At 69.5% G+C, this 22,727-nt stretch carries 24 protein-coding genes; 6 read left to right on the plus strand and 18 right to left on the minus strand.

All coding sequences use genetic code 11. The features are described from left to right. The 4 genes from cysS to carD form a co-directional block, all read right to left on the minus strand. Window positions 1-1,183: cysteine--tRNA ligase (gene cysS, locus AC5Y5B_RS07390; RefSeq protein ID WP_500004782.1), on the minus strand; the 1,183-nt coding region annotated here is incomplete at its 3' end. A 49-nt stretch (window positions 1,184-1,232) separates the two neighbouring features. Further along, window positions 1,233-1,712 (minus strand): 2-C-methyl-D-erythritol 2,4-cyclodiphosphate synthase, encoded by a 480-nt coding sequence (gene ispF, locus AC5Y5B_RS07395; protein WP_112632134.1) that lies wholly within the window; start codon window positions 1,710-1,712, stop codon window positions 1,233-1,235. Further along, window positions 1,709-2,422 (minus strand): 2-C-methyl-D-erythritol 4-phosphate cytidylyltransferase, encoded by a 714-nt coding sequence (gene ispD / locus AC5Y5B_RS07400; RefSeq protein ID WP_112632133.1) that lies wholly within the window; start codon window positions 2,420-2,422, stop codon window positions 1,709-1,711. The genes ispF and ispD overlap by 4 nt, the downstream gene beginning before the upstream one ends. Before the next feature lie 16 nt (window positions 2,423-2,438). Then, entirely contained in the window at window positions 2,439-2,927 is a 489-nt protein-coding gene (carD, locus tag AC5Y5B_RS07405; protein ID WP_007166539.1) for an RNA polymerase-binding transcription factor CarD, read from the minus strand. A 283-nt stretch (window positions 2,928-3,210) separates the two neighbouring features. Between carD and AC5Y5B_RS07410 the strand changes: the two genes are divergently transcribed. Genes AC5Y5B_RS07410 through disA form a run of 3 tightly spaced genes read left to right on the plus strand, consistent with a single transcriptional unit; the run spans window position 3,211 to window position 6,337 of the window. Next, window positions 3,211-3,771 (plus strand): copper chaperone PCu(A)C domain-containing protein, encoded by a 561-nt coding sequence (locus AC5Y5B_RS07410; protein ID WP_112632132.1) that lies wholly within the window; start codon window positions 3,211-3,213, stop codon window positions 3,769-3,771. A gap of 49 nt (window positions 3,772-3,820) precedes the next feature. Next, entirely contained in the window at window positions 3,821-5,257 is a 1,437-nt protein-coding gene (gene radA / locus AC5Y5B_RS07415) for a DNA repair protein RadA (RefSeq protein WP_112632131.1), read from the plus strand. A gap of 6 nt (window positions 5,258-5,263) precedes the next feature. Continuing rightward, on the plus strand, window positions 5,264-6,337 hold the full coding sequence (gene disA, locus AC5Y5B_RS07420) for a DNA integrity scanning diadenylate cyclase DisA (protein WP_112632130.1): 1,074 nt from the start codon (window positions 5,264-5,266) through the stop codon (window positions 6,335-6,337). Between the two features lie 14 nt (window positions 6,338-6,351). Here disA and AC5Y5B_RS07425 read toward each other — a convergent pair whose 3' ends face one another. Together AC5Y5B_RS07425 and AC5Y5B_RS07430 are read right to left on the minus strand one after the other, a co-directional pair. Then, window positions 6,352-7,161 (minus strand): hypothetical protein, encoded by an 810-nt coding sequence (locus AC5Y5B_RS07425; protein ID WP_500004786.1) that lies wholly within the window; start codon window positions 7,159-7,161, stop codon window positions 6,352-6,354. A 121-nt stretch (window positions 7,162-7,282) separates the two neighbouring features. Beyond that, entirely contained in the window at window positions 7,283-7,900 is a 618-nt protein-coding gene (locus tag AC5Y5B_RS07430) for a carbonic anhydrase (protein WP_112632129.1), read from the minus strand. On the opposite strand from AC5Y5B_RS07430, the gene AC5Y5B_RS07435 reads away from it, so the two are divergent. After that, on the plus strand, window positions 7,899-8,810 hold the full coding sequence (locus AC5Y5B_RS07435; RefSeq protein ID WP_500004789.1) for an HhH-GPD family protein: 912 nt from the start codon (window positions 7,899-7,901) through the stop codon (window positions 8,808-8,810). The two genes, AC5Y5B_RS07430 and AC5Y5B_RS07435, sit on opposite strands and share 2 nt — an antisense overlap. On the opposite strand, the gene AC5Y5B_RS07440 is transcribed toward AC5Y5B_RS07435, so the two are convergent. Beyond that, window positions 8,793-9,548, minus strand: a complete 756-nt coding sequence (locus AC5Y5B_RS07440) for an alpha/beta fold hydrolase (RefSeq protein WP_112635434.1) — start codon at window positions 9,546-9,548, stop codon at window positions 8,793-8,795. The genes AC5Y5B_RS07435 and AC5Y5B_RS07440 overlap by 18 nt on opposite strands. A gap of 63 nt (window positions 9,549-9,611) precedes the next feature. Between AC5Y5B_RS07440 and mhuD the strand changes: the two genes are divergently transcribed. Further along, a complete protein-coding gene (gene mhuD, locus AC5Y5B_RS07445; protein WP_007772332.1) occupies window positions 9,612-9,932 on the plus strand; it encodes a mycobilin-forming heme oxygenase MhuD in 321 nt (106 codons plus the stop codon). Further along, window positions 9,907-11,271, plus strand: a complete 1,365-nt coding sequence (locus AC5Y5B_RS07450; protein ID WP_112635432.1) for a serine hydrolase — start codon at window positions 9,907-9,909, stop codon at window positions 11,269-11,271. Before mhuD ends, AC5Y5B_RS07450 begins: the two co-directional genes overlap by 26 nt. 4 nt (window positions 11,272-11,275) lie before the next feature. On the opposite strand, the gene AC5Y5B_RS07455 is transcribed toward AC5Y5B_RS07450, so the two are convergent. The 11 genes from AC5Y5B_RS07455 to AC5Y5B_RS07505 form a co-directional block, all read right to left on the minus strand. Beyond that, window positions 11,276-11,827: a histidine phosphatase family protein gene (locus AC5Y5B_RS07455; protein ID WP_500004792.1), complete on the minus strand. Its 552-nt coding sequence runs from the start codon at window positions 11,825-11,827 to the stop codon at window positions 11,276-11,278. Continuing rightward, window positions 11,824-12,609, minus strand: coding sequence for a CbtA family protein (locus AC5Y5B_RS07460; RefSeq protein ID WP_500004794.1), 786 nt, complete (start codon window positions 12,607-12,609; stop codon window positions 11,824-11,826). Before AC5Y5B_RS07460 ends, AC5Y5B_RS07455 begins: the two co-directional genes overlap by 4 nt. Window positions 12,610-12,618: 9 nt before the next feature. Beyond that, complete coding sequence (locus AC5Y5B_RS07465) at window positions 12,619-12,834, minus strand: CbtB domain-containing protein (RefSeq protein WP_112635426.1); 216 nt, start codon at window positions 12,832-12,834, stop codon at window positions 12,619-12,621. A 243-nt stretch (window positions 12,835-13,077) separates the two neighbouring features. Further along, complete coding sequence (clpC1, locus tag AC5Y5B_RS07470; RefSeq protein WP_112635424.1) at window positions 13,078-15,624, minus strand: ATP-dependent protease ATP-binding subunit ClpC; 2,547 nt, start codon at window positions 15,622-15,624, stop codon at window positions 13,078-13,080. 347 nt (window positions 15,625-15,971) lie between these two features. Beyond that, window positions 15,972-16,310: a histone-like nucleoid-structuring protein Lsr2 gene (gene lsr2, locus AC5Y5B_RS07475; RefSeq protein ID WP_066868403.1), complete on the minus strand. Its 339-nt coding sequence runs from the start codon at window positions 16,308-16,310 to the stop codon at window positions 15,972-15,974. A 128-nt stretch (window positions 16,311-16,438) separates the two neighbouring features. Beyond that, the gene (lysS, locus tag AC5Y5B_RS07480; protein ID WP_500004797.1) at window positions 16,439-17,935 is read right to left on the minus strand and encodes a lysine--tRNA ligase; all 1,497 of its coding nucleotides are present in this window, start codon (window positions 17,933-17,935) and stop codon (window positions 16,439-16,441) included. A 43-nt stretch (window positions 17,936-17,978) separates the two neighbouring features. Next, window positions 17,979-18,794: a type III pantothenate kinase gene (locus AC5Y5B_RS07485; RefSeq protein ID WP_067100080.1), complete on the minus strand. Its 816-nt coding sequence runs from the start codon at window positions 18,792-18,794 to the stop codon at window positions 17,979-17,981. A gap of 2 nt (window positions 18,795-18,796) precedes the next feature. Continuing rightward, on the minus strand, window positions 18,797-19,216 hold the full coding sequence (gene panD / locus AC5Y5B_RS07490; RefSeq protein WP_500004800.1) for an aspartate 1-decarboxylase: 420 nt from the start codon (window positions 19,214-19,216) through the stop codon (window positions 18,797-18,799). Beyond that, window positions 19,216-20,148: a pantoate--beta-alanine ligase gene (panC, locus tag AC5Y5B_RS07495; protein ID WP_500004802.1), complete on the minus strand. Its 933-nt coding sequence runs from the start codon at window positions 20,146-20,148 to the stop codon at window positions 19,216-19,218. The genes panD and panC overlap by 1 nt, the downstream gene beginning before the upstream one ends. Continuing rightward, window positions 20,145-21,056 (minus strand): Rossmann-like and DUF2520 domain-containing protein, encoded by a 912-nt coding sequence (locus tag AC5Y5B_RS07500; RefSeq protein WP_500004804.1) that lies wholly within the window; start codon window positions 21,054-21,056, stop codon window positions 20,145-20,147. Before AC5Y5B_RS07500 ends, panC begins: the two co-directional genes overlap by 4 nt. 114 nt (window positions 21,057-21,170) lie before the next feature. Then, on the minus strand, window positions 21,171-22,610 hold the full coding sequence (locus AC5Y5B_RS07505; RefSeq protein ID WP_500004806.1) for a DUF6779 domain-containing protein: 1,440 nt from the start codon (window positions 22,608-22,610) through the stop codon (window positions 21,171-21,173). Between the last annotated feature and the right edge of the window lie 117 nt (window positions 22,611-22,727).

The following is a 22,727-nucleotide window of genomic DNA, read 5'->3' on the forward strand; positions in this document are numbered from 1 at the left end:
AGCCCAGGATGCCCATCATCGCGCGGATCGCGCCCGCGTGCCGCAGCGCGCCTTCATGATCGCCGGAGTCCAGCGCCCGGTTGCCCTCGGCGCGCGCCTGGTGCACCTCGGCCAGCGCGGCCGGCACGGCCAGGTCGTCGTTGAGGGCATCGGCGAAGCGGTCGGTCCATTGCCCGGGTTCGACGCCGCCCACCCGCACCCGGACGCGGTGCAGAAATTCCTCAACGCCGACATAGGCTTTCACCGCGTCCTGCAGCGCGGTCTCGGAGAATTCCAGCATCGAGCGGTAGTGGGCGCTGCCCAGGTAGTAGCGCAGCTCGGCCGCGCGCACCCGCTGCAGCAGCGCCGGTATGGCCAGCACGTTGCCCAGCGATTTGCTCATCTTCTCGCCGCCCATCGTCACCCAGCCGTTGTGCAGCCAGTAGCGGGCGAACCCGTCGCCGGCGGCGCGGCTCTGGGCGATCTCGTTCTCGTGGTGCGGGAAGACCAAATCCATTCCGCCGCAATGGATGTCGAACTCCGGACCCAGGTAGGTGCGGGCCATCGCGGAACATTCGAGGTGCCACCCCGGGCGGCCGCGGCCCCACGGGGTGGGCCAGGACGGCTCGCCGGGCTTGGCGGCCTTCCACAGCGTGAAGTCGCGCTGATCGCGTTTGCAGGTGGCCACGCCCTCGCCCTGATGGACGTCGTCGATCTTGTGCCCGGACAGCTGCCCGTATTCGGGGTAGCTGAGCACGTTGAAGTACACGTCGCCGCCCGCGGCGTAGGCGTGATCGGTGTCGATCAGCCGTCCCATCAATTCGACCATCTGGGTGATGTGCCCGGTGGCCCGCGGCTCGGCCGACGGCGGCAACACGTCCAGCGCGTCGTAGGCGGCGCTGAAGGCCCGCTCGTAGGTGGCCGCCCATTCCCACCACGGCCTGCCCGCCGCGGCGGCCTTGTTGAGGATCTTGTCGTCGATGTCGGTGACGTTGCGGATGAACGCGACGTCGCAGCCGCGCGCGATCAGCCATCGGCGCAGGATGTCGAAGGCCACCCCGCTGCGGACGTGGCCGATGTGCGGCAGCCCCTGGACCGTCGCGCCACACAGATAGATGGAGACGTGGCCCTCGCGCAGCGGAACGAAATCACGCACGGCACCCGCCGCCGTGTCGTGGAGCCGCAAGCGGGCCTGATCGGTCACGACGTGCCAGCTTACCGGGTAGTTCCGCGGCCCCCGGCGCTGAGCGTGCTTACCCGGCGGAGACGACCAGCGCGGTGGCGATGGCGGCGAGGCCCTCACCGCGTCCGGTCAGGCCCAACCCGTCGGTCGTCGTCGCCGACACCGACACCGGGGCGCCCAGCAATTCCGAGAGCACCCGCTGCGCCTCGGCGCGGCGGGGACCGATCTTCGGCCGGTTCCCGATGACCTGCACGGCCGCGTTGCCCACCCGGAAGCCGTGGTGCGACGCCAGATCCGCGACGTGGCGCAGCATGTCGGCGCCGCTGACCCCGGTCCAGCGCGGATCGTCGACCCCGAACACCTCCCCGAGGTCGCCCAGCCTGGCGGCCGACAACACCGCGTCGCACAGCGCGTGCGCCGCGACGTCGCCGTCGGAATGCCCGGCGCAGCCGTCGGCGTCGGCGAACTGCAGGCCCAGCAGCCAGCACGGCCGCCCGGGTTCGATGGGGTGCACGTCGACGCCGAGGCCGACTCTTGGCAGGGCGTTCACCGGCGCACGACGGCTTCGGCCAGCAGCAAATCGAGCTGGGTGGTGATCTTGAATGCCAGCGGGTCGCCGTCGACCACCTGGACCCGGCCACCGACATGCTCGACCAGCGACGCGTCGTCGGTGAAGCCGGCGTGCCGACCGGCCCGATAGGTCCCGTAGGCGCGCAACAGCAGAGCGGTCGCGAAGCCCTGCGGGGTCTGCACGGCACGCAGCCCGGCGCGTTCCGGCGTCCCCAGCACCGCCCCGTTGGCGTCCACGGCCTTGATGGTGTCATGCAGGGGCAGGGCGGGCACCACGGCGTCGTGGCCGGCCCGCAGCGCCGCCACCACACGGGCGATCAGCGACGGGGGCGTCAGCGCCCGCGCCGCGTCGTGCACCAGCACGAACTCGGGCGCGGCCGTGGGTATGGCCGCCAGGGCCAGGTGGACGGACTCGGTGCGGTCGGTCCCGCCGGCGACGACGGTGGCGTGGCCGGCCCCGACGTGATCGGCCAGAACCCGTGTGGCCTCGTCGATCCGGTCGGCGGGAACGGCCGCCACGACGTGATCGACCACCCCGGAGTCCAACAAACCGGCGACCGCGCGCTGCAGCAGCGTGCGGCCGTCGACCAAACAGAATGCCTTGGGAATTCCTGCGGCCAGTCGTTCGCCCGACCCTGCGGCGGGGACGACTGCGACTACGTTGCCTGACGCGCCCGTCTCCGGGGCCACCGAAGTGTCAGGACCTTCAGGAAGCGGCGGCGAGCACCTCGTCGAGGATGGTCTCGGCCTTGGCGTCGTCGGTGCTCTCGGCCAGCGCCAACTCACCGACCAGAATCTGGCGGGCCTTGGCCAGCATCCGCTTCTCGCCGGCCGACAAGCCACGCTCCTGATCGCGACGCCACAGGTCGCGGACTACCTCGGCGACCTTGTTGACGTCGCCGGAGGCGAGCTTTTCGAGGTTCGCCTTGTAGCGGCGCGACCAGTTCGTCGGCTCCTCGGTGTGCGGGGCCCGCAGCACCTGGAACACCTTGTCCAGACCCTCTTGTCCGACGACGTCGCGGACACCCACGTACTCAGCGTTGTCGGCGGGAACTCGAACGGTCAGGTCGCCCTGCGCCACCTTCAAGACGAGATATTCTTTTTGTTCCCCTTTGATCGTCCGGGTTTCGATCGCCTCGACTAACGCAGCACCGTGATGCGGGTAAACAACGGTGTCGCCGACCTTGAAGATCATCTGATTCGAGCCCCTTTCGTTACTTCATCCTAACACGGCCGCCCAACTACGCGCGAAGCAACGATGCAGGTCAGGGGCACAACACGCGCAGATTAGGGGTTGACATGCGGACCAAGTCGTGCAGTGCAACACCTTACCAACGGCCCCGACGCGGCCCGGCGGCGGCCTTGAAACCCTCGCTGGCAGCGCTCCGGCGCTGGTCTGGCGCCCCGCGCTACCGCGCGCGAGACGTCCCTACTACTGTGCATAGTTGCATCAGTCGAACAGCAGGAGGCTCGAGAGAGTGAACCGCTTCAAGATCCGCCTCGGCCTTCCCGCGCTCGCCGTCGCCGGCGTGCTGGCCGCTCTGGCCGCTCTGGTGAGCGGTTGCGGAGCCGGACAGGTCTCGCAGATGGCGGTCCAGGAGCCCGCCATCAACGGCAACAAGGTCACGTTCAACAACGTGGCGCTGCGCGACATCCGGATCCAGGCCTACCAAACCGGCGACTACCTGCAGCCCGGCCGCACCGTGGACCTGGTGCTGGTGGCGGTCAACCTGTCGCCGAACACGCCCGACCGGCTCGTCGGCGTGAGCAGCGACATCGGCACGGTGACGGTCAGCGGCGACGCCCGGCTGCCCGCCGGCGGATCGCTGTTCATCGGCACGCCCGAGGGTGAGAAGGTGGCGCCGGGTCCGGTCGGTGCGAACACCGCCGCGGCCAAGGCGACCGTCAATCTGACCAAGCCCATCTCCAACGGGCTGACCTACAACTTCACCTTCAATTTCGAGAAGGCCGGCCAGGCGACCGTCTCGGTGCCGATCTCGGCCGGGCTGGCGCCTCCGCAGCGAAACCAGGCGGGCTAACCGCCTGTCGTGACACGGGCTTGTCGTAGCGGCTCGATACCGTCATGGCGTGGCAACCGCGCGCAAGCAATACCGCTGTTCGGAATGTCGGCACGTCACCGCGAAGTGGGTGGGTCGCTGCCTGGAGTGCGGCACCTGGGGCACGGTTGACGAGGTCCCGGTTCTCAGCGCGGTCGCCGGGCGCCGCAGCGGCCTGGCCGCGGCCGCACCGGCCGTGCCGATCACGTCCATCGAGCCCAACGCCAGCCAGCACCGCACGACGGGGGTAGACGAACTCGACCGCGTGCTCGGCGGCGGCGTGGTGCCCGGCTCGGTCACGCTGCTGGCCGGCGATCCCGGGGTGGGCAAGTCGACGCTGCTGCTCGAGGTCGCGCATCGCTGGGCGAAGTCGGGCCGCCGCGCCCTGTACATCTCCGGCGAGGAGTCCGCCGGCCAGATCCGGCTGCGCGCGGACCGCATCGGCTGCGGCAGCGACGAGCTCTACCTGGCGGCCGAATCCGACCTGCACACCGTGCTCGAGCACATCGCCACGGTCAAGCCCGCGCTGGTGATCGTGGACTCCGTGCAGACCATGTCCACCACCGAGGCCGACGGCGTGGCCGGGGGCGTCACGCAGGTCCGCGCGGTGACGTCGGCCCTGACCGCCGCGGCCAAGACGAACGGGGTGGCGCTGATCCTGGTCGGGCACGTCACCAAGGACGGGGCCATCGCCGGGCCGCGTTCCCTCGAGCATCTCGTCGACGTGGTGCTGCACTTCGAGGGCGACCGCAACGGCTCGCTGCGGATGGTGCGGGGGATCAAGAACCGGTTCGGCGCCGCCGACGAGGTCGGCTGTTTCCTGTTGCACGACAACGGGATCGAGGGCGTCGCCGACCCGTCGAACCTGTTCTTGGATCAGCGTCCGGCCCCGGTGCCGGGCACCGCGATCACGGTGACACTCGACGGCAAACGACCGCTCATCGGCGAGGTGCAGGCGCTGCTCGCCACGCCGCAGGGCGGCTCGCCGCGCCGCGCCGTGAGCGGCATCGACCATTCCCGGGCCGCGATGATCACCGCGGTGCTGGAAAAGCACGCCAAACTACCGGTCGGGGCCCACGACATCTACCTGTCCACCGTCGGGGGCATGCGGCTGACCGATCCGTCGTCGGATCTGGCGGTCGCGGTGGCGCTGGCGTCGGCGCTTGCCGACCTGCCGCTGCCCACCACGGCGGTGATGATCGGCGAGGTGGGGCTGGCCGGGGACCTGCGCCGGGTCAGCGGGATGGAGCGGCGGCTGAGCGAAGCCGCCCGCCAGGGCTTCAGCATCGCGCTCATCCCGGACGGCGACGACCCCCGGCGCGAGATCGTGCCGGCCGGGATGCGGGCGCTGCGCGCGCCGACCATCGTGGCGGCGATGGAGCACATGCTCGCCATCGCCGACCGGCGCGGCGGCATGCCCGCAAACGTGCGACGGCTGGACGGACGGCGCTTCGGGCCTGAAGAATGATTCGCTGTGAACCGTCCGACCCTGCGTGAAACCGTCGCCCGCCTGGCCCCTGGCACCGGGCTGCGTGACGGCCTGGAACGCATCCTGCGTGGCCGCACCGGCGCGCTGATCGTGCTCGGCAACGACGAGGCCGTGGAGGCCATCTGCGACGGCGGCTTCGCCCTGGACGTGCGCTACGCGCCCACCCGGCTGCGCGAGCTGGCGAAGATGGACGGCGCCGTCGTGCTGTCCACCGACGGCAGCCGCATCGTGCGGGCCAACGTCCAGCTGGTGCCCGACCCCTCGATCGCCACCGACGAGTCGGGAACTCGGCACCGGTCCGCGGAGCGGGCGGCGATCCAGACCGGCTACCCGGTGATCTCGGTGAGCCACTCGATGAACATCGTCACCGTCTACGTGGGCGGGGAGCGCCACGTGGTCGCGGACTCGGCGACGATCCTGTCGCGAGCCAACCAGGCCATCGCCACCCTGGAGCGGTACAAGATCCGGCTCGACGAGGTCAGCAGGCAGCTGTCGCGCGCCGAGATCGAGGATTTCGTCACGCTGCGCGACGTCATGACGGTGGTGCAGCGGCTCGAGCTGGTCCGGCGGATCGGCCAGGTGATCGACAACGACGTCGTCGAACTCGGCACCGACGGCCGCCAGCTGCGGCTGCAGCTCGACGAGCTGCTGGGCGGCAACGACAACGCCCGGGAGCTGATCGTGCGCGACTATCACGCCAGCCCGGAGCCGTTGTCCGAGGCGCAGATGACGGCCACGCTCGACGAGCTGGACGCGCTATCGGATACCGAGCTGCTCGACTTCACCATCCTGGCAAAGGTTTTCGGATATCCGACCACCACCGAGGCGCAGGATTCGGCGGTCAGCCCGCGCGGCTACCAGGCGCTGGCCGCCATTCCCCGGCTGCAGTTCGCGCACGCCGACCTGTTGGTCCGTTCGTTCGGGACGCTGCAGAACGTGCTGGCGGCCAGCGCCACCGACCTGCAGTCGGTCGACGGCATCGGCGCGATGTGGGCCCGCCATGTGCGCGAAGGCCTTTCGCAGCTGGCGGAGTCGACGATCACCGACTCGTTGAGCTAGGTGCGCGATCGGCCTCAGCCGGCGGGCGGCGGGGCCATCGGCGGCGCCTCCGGCTGCGGCACCGCGCCCGGCTGACCCGGTCCGGGCACCGGGCCCGGCGGCGGTGGCGGCTGGTTCATGATGAACGGAACCGGCATCGAGCGCAGGTTGCCCAGCTGCACGACCAGGTTGTAGGTGCCCGGCCCGATCGCCGGCCGGGGCAGCGGGCAGTGCGGCGCCGAGCCCATTCCCGTCCACGTCACCGCGGTGGTCACCTGCTCGCCCGGGGTGAAGGTCTTGATCAGCGTCTCGTTCGACGGCGCGCAGTCCAGGTTCGACCACAGCCGCTTGTTGTCCAGCGAGTAGACGTAGGCCGCCAGCACCGCCGCGCCGACGTCGCGCTTGCAGGCCACCAGCCCGATGTTGGTGACGACCATGGTGAACTTCGGCTGGTCACCGATGAAGTACTGGGGCGCGTTGGTCAGGCCCTTGACCGCCAGCGTCGAGTCGGGGCAGTCGTCGCCCTCTTTGAGCACCGGCGGCGGCTGCACCGCGGCGGTGGGGGTGGGTGTCTCGGGGTTCTGTCCCTGCCCCGGCGGCACCGCGGGGGCGGGGCCCTCGGGTCCGGGCGGCGGGGGCACCTGGGGCGCAGGCGATCCCGGCTTGTTCGCGGCGGCGCTGGCCTTGTCGGCGTTGGCGGGCTTGGCTCCCCCGCTGTGCCCCATGAAGGCGATGACGACGGCGGCCACGATCCCGATCACGACGACCGCGATACCAATGGCCAGGCCTCTGCGCCGCCAATAGATCTCGGTGGGTAGCGGGCCACGCGGTTCCAGATCGAGCACGTTCGCAGCGTAGGCCCAGGTCACGTCGATTCGGCTGACCCGCCCCGGCGTGTCGCGAGGTTTGCTGGCCGGCCGGCGTGTAGGGGCGGCCGATGTTCGGCCCCCGCGTGCCTATTGGGCGTTACTCACCGATGTCGCCGGCGTGATCGCACAACTCCGCCCGCCCGTCGGCGAGGTGGTAGGTGACTCCGGCCACGGCCACCGTTCCCGCGGCCACCCGCTCGGCGATGACGGCCGACCGAGACGTCAGCTGCGCAACCGTTTCGCAGACGTGTCGCTTCTCGAACTCGTCCACGCGGCTCAGGCCCTCGCGGCGGCCCATCAGGATCGACGGCGCCACGCGTTCCACCACGTCCCGCACGAAACCCCCCGGGATGGTGCCGTCGTCGATCGCGGCCAGCGCCGCCTTGACCGCGCCGCAGCTGTCGTGACCCAGCACGACGATGAGCGGCACGTCGAGGACCGCCACGGCGAACTCGATGGAGCCCAACACCGCCGAGTCGATGGCCTGCCCGGCGGTGCGCACCACGAACATGTCACCCAGGCCCTGATCGAAGATGAGCTCGGCGGCCACTCGGCTGTCGGCGCAGCCGAAGACGACCGCGGTGGGGCTCTGGCCCGCGGCCAGGCTGGCTCGATGCTCAACACTTTGGCTGGGATGCTGCGGCTTACCGGCGACGAATCGCTCGTTACCCTCTTTGAGTGACTTCCACGCGGTTACCGGGTTGGTGTTAGGCATGGCTGACATCATGCCGCAACCGGCGGTGGCGGGCGCAGGGTTCATATCAGTCGCCAATCTTGTTCACTGGTACGACAGCTCGCGCCGCGATCTGCCGTGGCGCGAACCGGGGGTCAGCGCCTGGCAAATCCTGGTCAGCGAATTCATGCTGCAGCAGACCCCGGTGTCGCGGGTGCTGCCGATCTGGACGGATTGGGTGCGGCGCTGGCCCACCCCGTCGGCGACGGCCGCGGCCAGCGCTGCGGACGTGCTGCGCGCCTGGGGCAAGCTGGGCTATCCGCGCCGGGCTAAGCGGTTGCACGAATGCGCCACGGTGATCGCGCGCGATCACGGTGACGTGGTGCCCGACGACGTCGACACCCTTTTGACGCTGCCCGGCGTCGGCGCCTACACCGCCCGCGCCATCGCCTGTTTCGCCTACGGCCAGTCGGTACCGGTGGTGGACACCAATGTGCGCCGCGTGGTGGCGCGCGCGGTGCACGGCCTGGCCGACGCGGGTGCGCCGTCGGCGACGCGCGACCACGCCGACGTGGCGGCGCTGCTGCCCACCGACGCCACCGCACCGAAGTTCTCCGTGGCGCTGATGGAGCTGGGCGCGACGGTGTGCACGGCGCGCGCGCCGCGCTGCGGGCTGTGCCCACTGGACCGGTGCGCCTGGCGCGACGCCGGCCATCCGCCCGCGCAGGGGCCGGCGCGCCGCGTGCAGACCTACGCCGGGACCGACCGCCAGGTCCGTGGGCGCTTGATGGATGTGTTGCGCGCCAACGATTCTCCGGTGACCCGCGCCGAGCTGGACGTGGCGTGGCTGACCGACACGGCGCAGCGCGACCGGGCGCTGTATTCGCTGCTGGCCGACGGCCTGGTGGCCCAGACGCGCGACGGACGCTTCGCCCTAGCCGGCGAGGAATGACTCCACCGCTTGGCGGTACAGCTGGGGCGCTTCGTCGTGGATCAGGTGGCCGGCTTGCGGAGCCTTCAAATAGGTTGCGGCGCTTGATATTTCCGCCATCTCTTGCATCTGGCCCGGCGGGGTGACCGAGTTGCCGGCCTCGATGAGCAGCGCGGGGGCGCGCACCGCGCGCCACTGCGCCCAGTAGTCGCGGGTGCCCCATTCCGCGGCGATCTCGATCCAGCGCGCGGTGTGTCCGTGCAGCCGCCAGCCTGCGTCGGTGCGGTCGAAGGCCTCCAGGAAATACTGGCCCGCGACGGGGCCAAACTCGGCGAAAACCCGCTCGGCGGAATCGAATTCGACCGGAAGGGCATGCAGCCACGGTTCCCAGGGGCCGGTGGTGCGGCCGCGGAAGTCCGGCGCCATGTCCTCGAGCACCAGGGCGGAAACCAGGTCCGGGTGCTCGGCGGCCAAGCACCACGAGTGCAGGGCGCCCATCGAATGCCCGACCATCCGCACCGGGCCCCGCAGCGCGCTCACCGCGTCGGCCAGATCGGCCACGAACCGTTCGGTGCTGATCGGGTGTGGATCTGCGACGTCGCGGCCCCGATGCCACAACGCGTCGTAGGTGTAGACGGTGCCCAGCCGCGTCAGCCACGGCAGTTGGCGCGGCCAGGTGGTTCCCCGCCCCATCAGGCCGTGCACCAGCACCAGCGGCTCACCGTCTCCGCCGTGACACGTCAACAGATCGCTGGGCATGGCACCATCTTGCGTGCACCGCCCAGGGCCGCCGCACCGGGATGGGCGAGGTAGCCTAGCGGCATGTCGCCTGTGGTGAAGATCAACGCAATCGAAGTACCCGCCGACGCAGGCCCGGAGCTGGAGAAGCGGTTCGCCCACCGGGCGCACGCCGTCGACAATCAGCCCGGCTTCCTCGGCTTTCAGCTGCTCCGTCCCATCAAGGGCGAGAACCGCTACTTCGTGGTGACCCAGTGGGAGTCCGAAGAGGCATTCCAGGCGTGGGCGCAGGGGCCCGCCATCGAAGCGCACTCCGGGGAGCGGGCGAAGCCGGTGGCCACCGGGGCCTCGCTGCTGGAATTCGAGGTTGTGATGGACGTTGCCGGCAACAAGCAGGCTGGCTAGCGGCGCATCGGCCCGGCGCCGCGCATTGACGCTGAGCGCGGCCGCCGCACTGATAGTGACATTGGCGCCCGGTTGCGCGCCCAATCCGTCCCCGCAGGCGAACGCGGCGAATCCGGGACGCCAGATCGACACCCGGACCCCGCCCGGCGTCCGGGCCCAGCAGACGCTGGACATGCTCAACTCCGACTGGCCCATCGGTCCGGTCGGGGTCGGCACCCTCGCCGCCCCCGACAAGGTGGAGTCGGTCGAGACCACCATGGAGGCGCTGTGGTGGGACCGTCCGTTCACCCTCAACGGCGTCGACCTGGGCGCGAGCGTGGCGACGCTGCACCTGACCTCGTCCTACGGTGCCCGGCAAGACATTCGGATCCACACCGACGACGGCGGTTATGTGGATCATTTCGACCTCGACACCCAGGCGCCCACCATCAATTCGTGGCACGACATCGACGCGGTGCTGGGCAAGACCGGTGCGCGCTACTCCTATCAGGTCGCCAAGGTCAACGACGGCGACTGCGATCCGGTGGCGGGCACCAACACACACCAATCTTTGCCGCTGGCATCCATTTTCAAGCTTTACGTGCTGCATGCGCTGGCGGGCGCGATCAAGGACGGCACGGTGTCCTGGGACGACCAGCTGACCGTCACCGAAAAGAGCCGGGCCGTCGGCTCGTCGGGATTGGCATTGCCTGCCGGAGCGCATGTTTCGGTGCGGACCGCCGCCGAGAAGATGATCGCCACCAGTGACAACATGGCCACCGACCTGTTGATCGGGCGGATGGGCACGCACGCCATCGAACAGGCGCTCGCCACGGCCGGCCATCACGACCCGGCCAGCATGACCCCGTTCCCCACCATGTACGAGCTGTTCTCCGTCGGCTGGGGCAGGCCCGACCTGCGCAGCCAATGGGAGCACGGGTCACCGCAGGTCCGCGGGCAGCTGCTCGAGCAGGCGAACGCGACGCCGTATGACCCGGATCCGATGCGGGCGCACTCGCCGGCGTCCTCCTACGGCGCGGAGTGGTACGGCAACGCCGAGGACATCTGCCGGGTTCATGCGGCGCTGCAGGCCGACGCGGTCGGCAAGGCCGCACCGGTGCGCGAGATCCTGTCCGCGGTCGCGGGCATCCAGCTCGACCACAACGTCTGGCCGTACATCGGCGCGAAAGCCGGTGGCCTGCCGGGCGATTTGACGTTCAGCTGGTATGCCGTCGACAAGACGCAGCAGCCGTGGGTGGTGAGCTTTCAGCTGAACTGGCCGCGCGACCACGGGCCCACCGTGACCAGCTGGATGCTCAAGATCGCCAAACAGGCCTTCGCGCTGATCGCGCCGCGCTGAGTCTTTACAGGCGCAGCGTCCAGCGTCCGCTGCGGAAGTGCATGGCGACGCGGCCGGCCGGTGCGACGTCGACGCGCCAAAACGATGCCGGGGTGATGTCCAGGGCCGCCACGATCGCCGCGCGGATCACCGCCGGATGGGTCACCGCCACCGTGCGTAAGGGGTTGGCGGTCAACGACTCTAGCCAGTGCGACACGCGTGAGATCAGGTCGGTGATCGACTCGCCGCCGTGCGGCGCGGCGCCCGGCCGGCTCAGCCACACCTCGAGTTGCTCGGGCGCCACGGCCGCAAGCGCCTCGCCGCGCCACCGTCCACAGTCGAGATCGGCCAACCGTGGCTCGATTTCGGCTTGCAGCCCAAGCAATTCCGCGGTCTGCCCGGTACGCCGCTCGGGTCCGGCCAGCGCACGCGGCGCGGCGCCGGCGAGGTCGCCGGCCGCTTCAACCTCGCGACGGCCGATCGCGTTCAGTGGTTCGTCGGCGGGAAAGCGCCTGTGCGCCATGGCATCGGTCATGCCATGGCATACCAGGGTCAGCCGGACGACGACGTCGGTCACGCCGCGATGCTCGACTCCTGCCCTGCCCGCGCGCCGAGCAGGCGCCCGCTGATCGCCGCGAACACCAGGCCGATACCCGCCCACAGCACCAGCTGGGTGGCCAGCGACAGCAGCCGGAACTCGTAGAGGTCGTCGGCGGGAAATCCCGGATAGACGATCGTGCCCGCGGCATCGCGCAGCGGCCCGGGTGTTTCGTCGACGCTCGGCAACAGCACCGCCACCACGACGACGGCCACCAGGTACCCCGCGGCCGCCAACAGCCCGGCGTTCCACGCGCCGACGCGCGCGGCCAGGCGCCGGGCCAGCCACACCGCGCCGATCGCCAGCCCCACCGAGACCAGCATCATCAGCAAGTACCAGCCGGTGCGCGCGCCGATGGTGTCGGCCTGCCCGACCGCCGGCGGATTCGGCGGATACTTCACGAACGGCACCACGTACACCGCCCCGAACGCGGCGGCCGCCAGCCGCAACGAAAGCGCTTGCGGTCGAGCCGTTTCCGTGCGCGCATAGGCCACGCTGAACAGCACGGCGAACAACGCACCCATGGCGAGACCGAAAATCAGCACGCCGAATCCCAGCCCGGGACCCGATTGCACGCCGCGGGTGAACAACTCCGCGCCGTGCTCGTGCACGCCGTGCGCGTTCTCGGCGTCGGTGCGGCCGTCTTCAAAAGCGATCGCGCGGCCAATGACGGGCTCGGCGCACAGGCGGGCGAAAATGAACGCCAGCACCGCACCGACAGCACCCGCCAGCAGACCGCCCGCGATCAGGCGTTTCTCCACGAGACGGGGTCAGTGGCAGGGGAAGCCGAGCAGGTGGCGCGCGTCGTGCACGAACTCGTGCACGTGCGAGTCGCTGCCGAACAACGACACCGCCCCCTGGTCGACGCCGACGAAGTACAGCGCCAGCAACGCGAGGAAGAGGGTCGCGGCCAGCCAAAGCGCGGTGCTCGCCGCTGAAAGATCGATCGATCGGGTGCGGCCGCCGGTGAGCTGCGGATGGGACACAATCGGCTCCTTCTGGGGATTACGCGTCCCCGCTGGGTAATGACGAGTCTCGGGTCTGACTGTGGACAGTGGCGCGACCGTTCTGGACTTTCACCAGATTCCGTGACTCGTCGATGACAACGGTCAGTGTAGGGCGCAGCGAAAACGGGCGGTAGTCCGACTGAGACTAATCCGAGGTGGCGACCCGCTTCGCCCGGCTCCGCCGCGCTCGCGATCGCCACGCCGCCCGTTTTCGTTGGCCTGCTACTGCGCGTCCGGGCCCGGGTCCGCGGCGCTGTGCGCGCCCGCCTTGGCCAGGTCCGGCTCGGCCGGCGGCTTGCGGGTCCCCGTGAAGGTGAACGTGGCCTCCTCGCCGGCGCTTTCGCCGTCCCAGTTGTCCACGTCGACCGTCACGATCTGACCCGGACCGACCTCCTCGAAGAGGATCTTCTCCGAGAGCTGGTCCTCGATCTCGCGCTGAATGGTGCGCCGCAGTGGGCGGGCACCCAGCACCGGGTCGAAGCCGCGCTTGGCCAGCAACGCCTTGGCCTTGTCGGTCAGCTCGAGGGCCATGTCCTTGCTCTTGAGCTGGGTCGCGACGCGGTTGATCATCAGGTCGACCATCCGGATGATCTCGTCCTTGGTCAGCTGGTGGAAGACGATGATGTCGTCGATGCGGTTGAGGAACTCCGGGCGGAAGTGCTTCTTCAGCTCGTCGTTGACCTTCTGCTTCATCCGCTCGTAGTTGTTCTCACCGCCACCCTGGGTGAAGCCCAGGCCCACCGGCTTGGAGATGTCGCCGGTACCGAGGTTCGACGTGAAGATCAGCACGGTGTTCTTGAAGTCGACCGTGCGGCCCTGACCGTCGGTGAGCCGGCCGTCCTCGAGGACCTGCAACAGGCTGTTGTAGATCTCCTGGTGGGCCTTCTCGATCTCGTCGAACAGCACCACCGAGAACGGCTTGCGCCGCACCTTCTCGGTGAGCTGGCCGCCCTCCTCGTAGCCGACGTATCCCGGCGGGGCGCCGAACAACCGCGACGCGGTGAACCGGTCGTGGAACTCACCCATGTCGATCTGGATGAGCGCGTCGTCGTCGCCGAACAGGAAGTTGGCCAGCGCCTTGGACAGCTCGGTCTTACCCACACCGGACGGGCCGGCGAAGATGAACGAACCCGACGGGCGCTTGGGGTCTTTCAGCCCGGCCCGGGTGCGGCGGATCGCCTTGGAGACGGCCTTGACGGCGTCCTCCTGGCCGATGATCCGCTTGTGCAGCTCGTCCTCCATGCGCAGCAGGCGGGTGGTCTCGGCCTCGGTGAGCTTGAACACCGGGATGCCGGTCCAGTTGCCCAGCACCTCGGCGATCTGCTCGTCGTCGACCTCGGCGACCACGTCGAGATCGCCCGAGCGCCACTGCTTTTCACGCTCGGCGCGCTGACCCACGAGTTGCTTCTCGCGGTCACGCAGGCTCGCGGCCTTCTCGAAGTCCTGGGCGTCGATCGCCGATTCCTTCTCCCGGCGCGCCTCGGCGATCTTCTCGTCGAACTCGCGCAGGTCTGGCGGCGCGGTCATCCGGCGGATCCGCATCCGGGCGCCCGCCTCGTCGATCAGGTCGATCGCCTTGTCGGGCAGGAACCGGTCGTTGATGTACCGGTCGGCCAGGGTGGCCGCGGCCACCATCGCGCCGTCGGTGATCGACACCCGGTGGTGCGCCTCGTAACGGTCGCGCAGGCCCTTGAGGATTTCGATGGTGTGCTCCACCGTCGGCTCGCCCACCTGCACGGGCTGGAAGCGGCGCTCCAGAGCGGCGTCCTTCTCGATGTACTTGCGGTACTCGTCGAGCGTGGTGGCGCCGATGGTCTGCAGCTCGCCGCGGGCCAGCTTCGGCTTGAGGATGCTCGCGGCGTCGATCGCGCCCTCGGCGGCGCCGGCACCCACCAGGGTGTGCAGCTCGTCGATGAACAGGATGATGTCGCCGCGGGTGTTGATCTCTTTGAGCACCTTCTTCAGGCGCTCTTCGAAGTCACCGCGGTAGCGGCTGCCCGCCACCAGCGAACCCAGGTCGAGCGTGTAGAGCTGCTTGTCCTTCAGCGTCTCGGGAACCTGGCCGTGCACGATCGCCTGCGCCAGGCCTTCGACGACGGCGGTCTTACCGACACCGGGCTCGCCGATCAGCACCGGGTTGTTCTTGGTGCGACGGGAGAGCACCTGCATCACCCGCTCGATTTCCTTCTCGCGGCCGATGACCGGGTCCAGCTTGCCTTCCATCGCGGCGGCGGTCAGGTTGCGGCCGAACTGGTCGAGCACCAACGACGTGGACGGGCTGCCGGATTCGCCGCCGCGGCCACCGGTGCCGGCCTCCGCGGCCTCCTTGCCCTGGTAGCCACTCAGCAGCTGGATCACCTGCTGGCGCACCCGGGTCAGTTCGGCGCCCAGCTTCACCAGCACCTGCGCGGCGACGCCCTCGCCCTCGCGGATCAGCCCCAGCAAAATGTGCTCGGTGCCGATGTAGTTGTGTCCGAGCTGCAGCGCCTCGCGCAGGCTCAGCTCGAGGACCTTCTTGGCGCGCGGCGTGAACGGGATGTGTCCCGACGGGGCCTGCTGGCCCTGGCCGATGATCTCCTCGACCTGGCTGCGCACGCCCTCGAGCGAGATGCCCAGCGACTCCAGCGACTTCGCCGCGACGCCTTCACCTTCGTGGATCAAACCCAGCAGGATGTGCTCGGTGCCGATGTAGTTGTGGTTGAGCATCCGGGCTTCTTCTTGCGCCAAGACGACGACCCGCCGTGCTCGGTCGGTGAATCTTTCAAACATCGGGTTACCTGCTCTCCCTCAACATCGGTACAAACTAGTTAGCGGCCCTTCGAGCAATCCTGCCGGTTCCCTGTGGCCGGAATCGCGTACCTGTCTCCACTGTAATGGTCGGCTTGCCGGCGGGCCTAACCTTGCCGGCGCCATCTTCGCTGCGGGCCCGCTCGGTCTTTGGGTGGCCTTTCTATGGCCGGTCTCGCCTGCGACTGTCTGCGGCGTTGCGCGCCGTACCTGAAGAAACGTCGCGCGCTCCCAATTCGTTTCCCGCGCCGCCCGGCTATTGTTTCGCGCCCAGCGAAATGACAAACCGGCGCCCAGGCTCGGGGCCCGGGCGCCGGTTGGTACGGCCGCTACGTCGCCGCGTGGAATGCGTCGATCACGTCGGCCGGGATGCGGCCGCGGGTCGACACGTTGTGCCCGTTGCGGCGAGCCCAGTCGCGGATCGCTGCGCTCTGCTCGCGGTCGATCGCGCCGCGCCCGCGTCCCGACCCGGACCGGCCGCGCCGGCGGCCGCCGACGCGGCGGCCGGCCTCCACCCATTGCTTGAGATCGCCGCGCAGTTTCGCGGCATTCTTGGACGAAAGATCAATCTCGTAGGTCACCCCGTCAAGCCCGAATTCCACCGTTTCGTCGGCCGCGCCGGCACCGTCGAAATCATCGACCAAGGTGACGGTCACTTTTTTTGCCATTGGCTTACCCTCGCATTTCGTCCTGAGCGGATACTGAACAGATTGGATCGGACCTCCCCGGTCACCAATCTGCCATAACAGCGAAGCATACTCAATCTGTACGGAAGCCGCACAGTTGAAAGTTTGAACTACGAGTGCGGCCGAACAATCGGGAACAAAACTGTCTCTCGAATTGACAGACCAGTCAATGTCATCAACAACCTGTCGATACCCATTCCCGTTCCCGTGCATGGCGGCATCGCATACTCGAGTGCGGCGAGGAAATCCTCGTCGAGCACCATGGCTTCGTCGTCACCCGCGGCGGCAGCACGCGCTTGCGCGGCGAATCTCTCGCGCTGCACGACGGGATCGTTCAGCTCGGAGTACCCGGTGGCCAGTTCGACGCCACGCACATACAGGTCCCACTTCTCGGTGACACCCGCGATACTGCGGTGCTGCCGCGTCAAAGGCGTTGTCTCGACCGGGAAATCCCGCACGAATGTCGGGGCGACGAGCTCATTGCCCACCGTGTGCTCCCAGAGCTCCTCGACGATCTTTCCGTGCCCGTAACCGCGGTCGCGGGGGATCTCGACCCCGAGCCGATCGGCGATGCCCACCAGTTGTTCGACGGACGTCTCGGGCGTGATCTCGTCACCGAGTGCCGCGGACAACGACGGGTACATTTCGATGGAAGCCCATTCCCCGTCTATGTCGTAGACGCTGCCGTCGGGCAGCGGGAGTTGTCGGGTTCCGATCGCCTCATCGGCCACCTCTTGAATAAGGTCGCGCGTCACTACTGCCGAATCGTCATAGGTGCCGTAGGCCTGGTAGGTCTCCAGCATGGAGAATTCCGGAGAATGGGTGGAATCCGCACCTTCGTTTCGAAACACGCGATTAAGTTCGAAAACTCTGTCGAAACCGCCGACGACGCACCGCTTGAGGAACAGTTCCGGTGCGATCCTCAAGTAGAGATCGATGTCGAGCGCATTGGAATGCGTGATGAAGGGCCGCGCCGCCGCCCCTCCGGCCAGCGTCTGCAACATTGGGGTTTCGACTTCGAGAAACCCGCGCCGTTCCAACGCGTTGCGCACTGCGCGGACGACGGCGATCCGCTGCCGGGCCACCCCGCGCGCCTGCGGGCGCACGATCAGGTCGACGTAGCGCTGCCGTACCCGCGCCTCCTCGCTCATGTCCTTGTGCGCGACGGGCAGCGGCCGCAACGACTTGGACGCCATCTGCCAGGAGTCGGCCAGCACGGACAATTCGCCGCGCCGTGAGCTGATCACGTTGCCGTGCACATAGACGATGTCACCGAGGTCGACGTCGGCCTTCCACGCGTCAAGGGATTGCTGGCCGACCTTGTCCAGGCTGATCATTACCTGCAGGCTGGTGCCGTCGCCCTCCTGCAGCGTGGCGAAGCAGAGTTTGCCGGAGTTGCGCGCAAAGATCACCCGGCCGGCGACGCCGACGATGTCCTCGGTCGCGGTGTCGACGGGCAGGTCGGGGTGGGCGGCGCGGACTTCGGCCAGCGTGTGGGTGCGTTCGACGGCGACCGGGTACGGGTCGTGCCCCTCGGCGAGCAGCCGAGCGCGCTTATCGCGGCGGATTCGGTACTGCTCGGGAATGTCTAGGTCGTCGGCACTCACGACGTGCCAGCTTAAAGGACCGTGCTTTGAGGTCGCGGTGACGTCAGCGTGCCGTCTTCAGCCGCCCGCGCTGGGCGTCTCGGTTGCGTTCGAAGATCAGCCGCAGGCCGTGCAGGGTCAGGTGCTGGTCGTAGTGGCTGACCGTCTGCAGTTCGGGCAGCAGCAGCGGCGCGGTGTGGCCGGTGGCGACGATCGCGACGTCGTCGCCGGCAAAGCCGTCCACGTCCTCGCGAATGCGCCCGACCAAACCGTCGACCAGCCCGGCGAAGCCGAACACCGCACCGGCCTGCATGCACTCGACGGTGTTCTTGCCGACCACCGAACGGGGCCGGGTCAGCTCCACCCGGCGCAGCGCGGCCGAGCGGGCCGCCGCGGCATCGGAGGACACCTGCAATCCGGGCGCGATCGCACCGCCGAGGAACTCACCCTTGCCCGACACGACGTCCACACAGATCGAGGACCCGAAGTCGATGACGATGGCGGGGCTGTTGAACCGGTGAAAAGCCGCCAGGCAGTTGACGATTCGGTCGGCTCCGACTTCCTTCGGGTTGTCGACAAGCAGCGGGATGCCGGTGCGCACCCCGGGCTCGATCAGCACGTGGGGCACCGACGGCCAGTACTGGTCGAGCATCAGCCGCACCTCGTGCAGCACCGAGGGGACGGTCGACAGCGCCGCGGCGCCGGTGAGCCGTTCGGAGTCGTCGCCGATGAGGCCGTCGATGGTCAGCGCCAGTTCGTCGGCGGTGATCTCGGCTTCGGTGCGAATCCGCCACTGCTGCACGACGTTTGCGTGCTCCTTGGATCCCGATATCAGCCCGACGACGGTGTGGGTGTTACGGACGTCGATCGCCAGCAGCACGGCTACCGCGCAACGATCCGGGGATCCAGCAGCTCGGCCGCGTCAGCGGGCACGAACGCCGGATCGTGGCCGAGGTCGATCGGCTTGTTGTCGGCGTCGACGAAGACGATCCGCGGCTGATACGCCCGCGCCTCGGCCTCTGCCATAGTGCCGTAGGCGATCAGGATCACCAGGTCGCCCGGGTGGACGAGATGCGCCGCCGCACCGTTGATTCCGATGACGCCGCTGCCGCGCTCGCCGGTGATGGCGTAGGTGACCAGCCGGGCGCCGTTGTCGATGTCGACGATGGTCACCTGTTCGCCCTCGAGCAGGTCCGCGGCGTCCATCAGATCGGCGTCGATGGTCACCGAGCCGACGTAGTGCAGGTCGGCCTGCGTGACGGTGGCCCGGTGAATCTTCGACTTGAGCATCGTCCGTAGCATCAATTCCTCCAAGGTGATTGGGCGTATTGTCCGTCCGGCCCAGCGGTGCCGGCGGGTGTTTCGATCTGCATTTCGATGTTGTCCAGCAGCCTGGTGGTGCCCAGCCGCGCCGCGACCAGCAGGCGGGCCGAGCCGTGGGCGGGCGCCGGGCCGAGACCGGCGTCGCGCAGCTCGAGGTAGTCCACGGTGAGGTCGGGCGCGGCGTCGAGCACCGCGCGCGCCGCGGCGAGTGCGGCCGCACCGCCGTGGTGCGCCGCGTGCGCGCCGGCGGTCAGCGCCGCCGACAGCGTCACGGCCAGTTCGCGTTGGGTGGGGTCCAGGTAGCGGTTGCGCGACGACATCGCCAAACCGTCGGATTCCCGGACGGTCGGCACCCCGACGACCTGCACGTCGATGTTGAGGTCGGCGACCATCTGGCGGATCATCACCAGCTGCTGATAGTCCTTCTCGCCGAAGAAGATTCGATCCGGGCGCACGATCTGCAGCAGCTTGCACACCACGGTCAGCACGCCGGCGAAATGGGTCGGCCGGGCGCCACCCTCGAGCTCGGCGGCCAGCGGCCCGGGCTGCACGGTGGTGCGCAGCCCGTCGGGATACATCGCGGCGGCCGTGGGGGCGAAGACGATTTCGACGCCCTCGGAGCACAGCAGCGCGACGTCGTCGTCGAGGGTCCGGGGGTAGGCGTCGAGGTCCTCGCCGGCGCCGAATTGCAGCGGGTTGACGAAGATCGACACCACAACCACGGCGCCGGGCACCCGCTTGGCCGCACGCACCAATGCCAGGTGCCCGTCGTGCAGCGCGCCCATGGTGGGCACCAACATCACCCGGCGTCCGGTGTGGCGCAGGGCCCGGCTGACGTCGGTGACATCGCGCGGGGCGGAGTAGACGTTGAGTTCGCCCACCGTGAAGGCCGGCGGCCTGCCGGGGCTCATGACGACAGCACCTCCACGACGTCCCGGGGGGCGTGTGCGCGCTGGGCGGTCCGCAGGGCGTTCACCCGGTAGGCCTGCGCCAGCTCCGGGGCGGCCTGGTTCAGCGCGGCCAGATGCCCGGCGACGGCGGCCGCGTCGCCGCGCGCGACCGGGCCGGTCAGCGCGGCCTGCCCGCGCTGCAGGGTGTTCTCCAGCGCGGCCCGGGCCAGCGGCCCGATGATGCGTTCGGCGATGCCGCCCGGCTGGTCGTCGACGGACTGCTGTCCGAGCAGTTCACTGCCGCGCAGGGCGGCGCGCAGCGCATCGAGCGCGTCGGCGACCACGGTCACGATGTGGTTGCCGGCGTGGGCCAGCGCGGCGTGGTACAGAACGCGGGCGTCCTCGGCCACGCAGAACGGTTCCCCGCCCATCTCCAAGACCAGCGACTGCCCGATCGCGTATCCGACCTCGTCGGCCGCGGTGACGCCGAAGCACGAATCCGCCAGCCGGCTGATGTCTTCGTCGGCGCCGGTGAACGTCATCACCGGGTGGATCGCCAGCGGGATGCAGCCGTCCTGGGCGAGCGGCTCGAGAATGCCGATCCCGTTGGCGCCCGAGGTGTGGACCACGATGGTTCCGGGCCGCACCGCCGACGTCGCCGCCAGACCGGACACCAGCCCGGCGAGTTCGCTGTCGGGCACGGCGAGCAGCAACAGTTCGGCACCGGAGGCCACCTCCGGCGGCGTCGCCACCGGTGTGTCGGGCAGCCGGCGCTGTGCGCGCTGCCGGGACGTATGAGAGATGGCGCTACAGGCCACCACGACGTGGTCCGCGCGCTCCAGCGCGACACCGAGCGCGGTGCCGACCCGGCCGGCCGAGATGATGCCCACCTTGAGCCGAGCCGGGCGCAGACCGTCGAACTGCACCATCGCAGACGACCTCACAGAATCTTGTTTCGTTCCGGTCCCACCTGGTGGGTACCGTTCGGTCAGTACGACTGTAGTCGATTACCAGGCATTACCCAATGTGAGGAAGCTCCCAGCTCAGCCCTCGCGGCGGCGTCGGCGGCCGCCCTCGGAGGGCTGCACCTGCAGGCGTGCCAGCAGGTCGGCGACCGACTGGCCGCCCGTGGAGGCGCCGTCTCCGGCGCCGTCGGGGCCGTCTTGCTGTGGGTCACCGCCGTGCCGGGGCGCCTGCTCGGGCGTCGGCGGCGGCGCCAGGCGCGGTGGCGGGGGCGCACCGGCGGACGGGCCCGGGTGCATCGGAGGCGGCGGCGGGGGCGGGGTCGCGGCGGCCGGTGGGGGCGCGCCCGGTGGGGGCGCGGCCGGGGCCTCGTCGCCGGGTGAGAAATTGCGCACGCCGTAGTCGCGGTACTCGGCCGAATGACGCGACCGCGCCCGGCGGCCGGAGTCGCCGTACGGCGCGGGAGGTGCCGGGTCGACGGGCAGGCCATCCCGGGCGTCGTCGACGCCCGAATGCCGTGCGCGTCGCCGCCCGCCGGTCGATTCGCCCGGCGAATCGCCGCCGGCCCAATTGCTGGCGGGCGCCCCGGGCGGCAACCACTGCCCTTCCGCGGCGGCCGGCTGCCAGCCCTGGCCGGGCCAGTGCGCCTGCTGCCGTCGTTGCGGTTCCGGCTCGGGCTGCGGTTCGGGTTCTGGCTGCGGCTCCGGTTGGAATTGGGCCGCCGGCGGGGGTGACGGTTGCTGACGCGGCTCGAACCGCGGTTCCGCCGGTCGCGCATACGGGGAGTCCTCGGCGTACGCGGGTTCCTCGGCGTATGCGGGATCCGGTGCCGGTTCGTACTGGTGACGGACCCGTTCGCGGCGGGGCGGCGGCTGCTGGCGAGGCGGGATCAGCGGTTCTTCGGGCACGTCGATGATGGCGTCGTCGGCGCGGCCGGGGTTGTCCTGCGGCACCGAGGTCACCCGGTCGCTGGGCACCCAGTCCACCGGGTTGTCGCGCGGGTTTTCGCCGTTGCGGTCCCACTCGCTGTACGCGCGTTCCGGTTGGGGCTCGGCCTCGGGCGTCCCCCCGAGGGCCGGGCGCTGCGCCAGGTCGGTGTCGAACAGGATTTCCAGGCTGGTCCGCAGGGCGGACAGTTCCGCGCGCAGCTCGGCGAGGTCGTCGGCGGCCTGGGCCCGCAGCTCGGAGGCCAGCTCGCGGCGCAGCTGCGACTCGACGGTCAGCTCGTATTCGCGCCGCGCCGAGATCTCCCGGTCCAGCTGCAGGTCGTAGACCAGCTTGAGGTCGCGGACCCGGGACTGGTCGGCGTCGCTTTGGCGGCGATAGAGCACGGACACGAAGGCGCCGGCGACTGCGGCCCACAGCGCCAGGATTACAGCGAGCTTGAGAAGTTCCACCCGATTGGTGAAAACCAATGCGGAACTGGCCCCCATCGCGAGGACCAGCAACGCGGTCAAGAGCACCCACCCCGGCCTGCGGCCGCCGCGCCGCACCCGGGCGCCGCGGGACAGAACGGTCATGGCCTGAGAGTACCTGCGCGAGGTCAATCCGCGTGTCGCGTGGCTCCGGCGATTCTCACCCGGGTTGGTCGCGGGGCCGCGGGGGTTGCTCGCCCGGTGACCGCGGGCAATCCCGGC

The organism is Mycobacterium sp. NGS33 (genome assembly GCF_059812885.1).